This is a genomic window from Desulfuromonadales bacterium (genome assembly GCA_035620395.1).
Taxonomy (GTDB): Bacteria; Desulfobacterota; Desulfuromonadia; order Desulfuromonadales; family DASPGW01; genus DASPGW01.
In genome coordinates this window covers 1-3,514 of the sequence record DASPGW010000278.1, presented here as the reverse complement: position 1 = coordinate 3,514, position 3,514 = coordinate 1, and the positions used below count along the sequence as shown (strand labels likewise).

Below are 3,514 nucleotides of genomic sequence, written 5' to 3'. Positions count from 1 at the left end.
CAGAACCTCCAGTTCAGCAACGGTCGCCAGGAACACGATGTCGACCTGGCCGACGGGATGGAAGAGGCACCGGCGGAGCATACCCGCCGCATCACCTCGAGCCCCGGCGGCGTCGAGGAAGGGGAGCCCCGCGAATATACCGGCCGACAGCTGGCCGGCCTCTTCCTCGGCCCTATCCTCTTTGTCCTGATGCTGATCATTCCCACCCCCGCCGGCATGGAGCCGGCGGCTCAGAAGATGGCTGCCGTTGCCCTGCTGATGGCCACCTGGTGGATGTGCGAGTCGATCCCCATCCCGGCCACCAGCCTGCTTCCCATCCCGCTCTTTCCGCTGATGGGCATCACCAGCACGCAGAAGGCCACTGCCCCCTACGCCAACCACCTGATCTTCCTCTTCATGGGCGGCTTCCTCATCGCCCTGGCGATGCAGCGCTGGAATCTGCACCGGCGCATCGCCATGAACATCGTCAAGGCGGTCGGCTTCTCGCCCGGCCGGCTGATTTTCGGTTTCATGGTCGCAACGGCAGCCCTCTCGGCCTTCGTCTCCAACACCGCCACGGCGGTGATGATGATGCCGATCGGCCTGGCGATCATCGCCCACGTCATCGAGGAGGGGAAGAAGGAGGGTCTCGACAAGGAGATCGACTTTTCCCCTGAAAAGTTCGCTTTCGGCCTCAACCTGATGCTGGGGATCGCCTACGCCGCCTCCATCGGCGGCATCGCCACCCTGATCGGTACGCCGCCCAACACCGTGCTGGCCGGCTACCTGCAGAAGACCTATGGTTACGAGATCACCTTCGCCAGGTGGCTGCTGGTCGGTGTTCCCCTGGTGGTGGTCCTGCTGCCGCTCTGCTGGCTCTGGCTGACCAAGTTCGCCAATCCGATGAAGCTGCGCAAGGTCCCCGGCGGCCGTGAACTGATCGACCAGGAGTTGCGCGAGATGGGTTCGATGAGCGCAGGTGAGCGCTGGACCTCGCTGGTCTTTGCCCTGACCGCCTTTGCCTGGATATTCCAGAAGCAGATCGAGGGCATCTTCCCCGACCCCAGGCTGGTCACCGACGCGGCCATCGGCATGACCGGCGGGCTGCTGCTCTTTCTCATCCCGGTCAGCCTGCGCCGTAACATTTTTGTCATGGACTGGCACTGGGCTTCAAAAATGCCGTGGGGGGTGCTCATCCTCTTCGGCGGCGGCCTGGCGATGGCGGACGGCTTCAAGGATACCAAGCTGGCGGACTGGATCGGCAGCCAGGTCGGCCTGCTCGAGAATGCCCCGGTCCTGGTGCTGGTCATTGCCGTGACCACCCTGATCATTTTCCTGACCGAACTGACCTCCAACACCGCTACCGCCGCCATGGTCATGCCGATTCTCACGGCCGTTGCCATCGGCCTCGGCCAGAACCCGTTGCTGCTGATCGTTCCGGCGGCCATCGCCGCCTCCTGCGCCTTCATGCTGCCGGTGGCCACCCCGCCCAACGCCATCGTCTTCGCCTCGGGTTACGTGACCATCCCGCAGATGGTCAAAAGCGGTTTTGGCCTCAACATCATCGGCATCGTCCTGGTCACGGTGCTGACCTATGCGCTGGTGGTTCCGGCCTTCGACGTGGTACTCAACGAACTGCCCGCCTGGGCCCAGGTGGCCAGCAAGTAGCGATTACGAAAATCCCCTTGATGACCCGGCTCCCCCCGGGTTCATGTGCCCCGTTCCACCTCCTCCGGAACGGGGCGATTTTTTTGTCTACTTTGCAGGCCGGGAAGTGTCCATCGACGCAACCCGACTGATGAGGACAGCACCGTTCCACGGTCTGGAGAATTATAAGGTTTGATTCTGCTGGGAGCGTAACCGGAGAGGGGCGGCACATTTTAGAAATAGCACCTTGAGAAGTGACGAAATTGCGCACTGGAAGATGTTAAAATGCAAATAATCTTGGAACTGCCGCAAATGAGCGATTTCGCAGATCATGGGTTCACCACTATGGATGCGGAGAAATTCCTCGGGCCCAGACATTGCAAGGAATGACCAATACCGTCTTGTTCAGGCAGCAAGGGGATTTGTCATGCGGGTCCGAATATCCTTAATCTTTTCCTTCTGGCTCTTTCTCCTCCTCGCCGGTTGTGACTACCTGCCATTTGGATTCACGCCAATTGGAGAAATCGTTCAGAGTCCGGGCAGTTTTGAAGGAAAAACAATCAAGGTTATGGCGAAGTCACGGAGGTCACCAAGCTCCCATTGATTGAGTACAAGAATTATACTCGTACGGATTATATTTGACAGATGAGGACCTTTCTCCAATACAGTAGACTGTCAGCGACACTTGAACAACAGGGAGATTGACTATGGATTTACTGCGCATTCTGATTGCGATTCTTTTGCCTCCACTTGGTGTTTTTCTTCAGGTTGGAATCGGGGGAGCATTCTGGCTGAATATTCTATTGACCCTGTTAGGATACATCCCCGGGATCGTCCATGCAGTCTGGATCATCGCCAAGCGCTAAGTAGATGGCTCTGGGTGATGATAATTCCTACAACGGGTTACTTGGGCCCGGTCCCCATGTGGACAAGTTTAGATAAGCTTTCCCAATATTCATATCGCCCGTACATGGATTTGGCCAGCTTGGTTTTGAGTTGGACGTTCTGATATTTCACGGCTGATAAGACAGTATTGGCCGTCTGAAATTGCCGCGACAAATACGACACATGCCGGGGGCCATTCTGATCGCCAGATCGGATGGCCCTTTTCCGTAATGCAGGATTTTTCGTGACAACCGCCAGACATGGGCAGGCCCGTCACGCTGTTTCACGATTTAGAAAAAACCAGGAAACATGAAAGGGTAAGGCTTGCATCCAGAGAGCAGGGAATCCCCGGTCCTCCAAAAGGCGTTCAGAAGGAACTTATCAGACGGACCAGAGGGCCCGGTTAAGTGAGAGAGAAGAAGAAAACGGCGCCTTTCCCCGGATCTCCTTTGGCCCAGATTTCCCCGCCATGCCGTTGGATGATGCGCTGGACCGTCGCCAGGCCGATGCCTGTCCCTGGAAATTCCTTTGGGTTATGGAGCCGCTGAAAGGGTTTAAACAGCTTGTCGGCGTCCTTCATGTCGAAGCCCACGCCGTTGTCTCGAACAAAGAACACCTGCTTCCCCTGCTGGTTGATCATCCCCAACTCTATCTGAGGCTGCGAAACCGTACGGGTATATTTCAGGGCATTCTCTATCAGATTTTTCAGGGCCACCTTCAACAATTGCGAATCCCCTCTTGCGGTGAGACCTGCGGGGATGACCCATTCGACCTTTCGTTCCGGTTCGAACAGAAACAGCTCGGCTGAAATTTTACGGGCAAGGACACTGAGATCGACCTCCTCCTGGCGCATTTCGCTCCTGGTGGTCCGCGACAAAACCAGCATGGCCTCGATCAGGTTCTCCATTCCTTCGCTCGCCTCGCAGATGTTTCTGATGAGGAAACCGCCCGTTTCATCGAGGTCGTCGGCATACCCGTCCCACAACAGTTGAGCAGCGGCATA

At 57.1% G+C, this 3,514-nt stretch carries 3 protein-coding genes; 2 read left to right on the top strand and 1 reads right to left on the bottom strand.

Annotation, left to right across the window (positions count from 1 at the left end; all coding sequences use genetic code 11):
• Together VD811_15275 and VD811_15270 are read left to right on the top strand one after the other, a co-directional pair.
• Positions 1 to 1,647: SLC13 family permease (locus VD811_15275; protein ID HXV22344.1), on the top strand; the 1,647-nt coding region annotated here is incomplete at its 5' end.
• A 686-nt stretch (positions 1,648 to 2,333) separates the two neighbouring features.
• Positions 2,334 to 2,492 carry a YqaE/Pmp3 family membrane protein gene (locus tag VD811_15270; protein HXV22343.1) on the top strand — a complete coding sequence of 53 codons (159 nt, stop codon included), beginning with the start codon at positions 2,334 to 2,336 and terminating at the stop codon, positions 2,490 to 2,492.
• Between the two features lie 422 nt (positions 2,493 to 2,914).
• Here VD811_15270 and VD811_15265 read toward each other — a convergent pair whose 3' ends face one another.
• On the bottom strand, positions 2,915 to 3,418 hold the full coding sequence (locus VD811_15265; protein HXV22342.1) for an ATP-binding protein: 504 nt from the start codon (positions 3,416 to 3,418) through the stop codon (positions 2,915 to 2,917).
• Positions 3,419 to 3,514 lie beyond the last annotated feature (96 nt).

What these genes read in the sequence shown, in the direction of transcription:
- VD811_15265 (HXV22342.1), bottom strand. Translation starts at nt 3,418, where the DNA reads ATGGAGAACCTGATCGAGGCCATGCTGGTTTTGTCGCGGACCACCAGG.
- VD811_15270 (HXV22343.1), top strand. Translation starts at nt 2,334, where the DNA reads ATGGATTTACTGCGCATTCTGATTGCGATTCTTTTGCCTCCACTTGGT.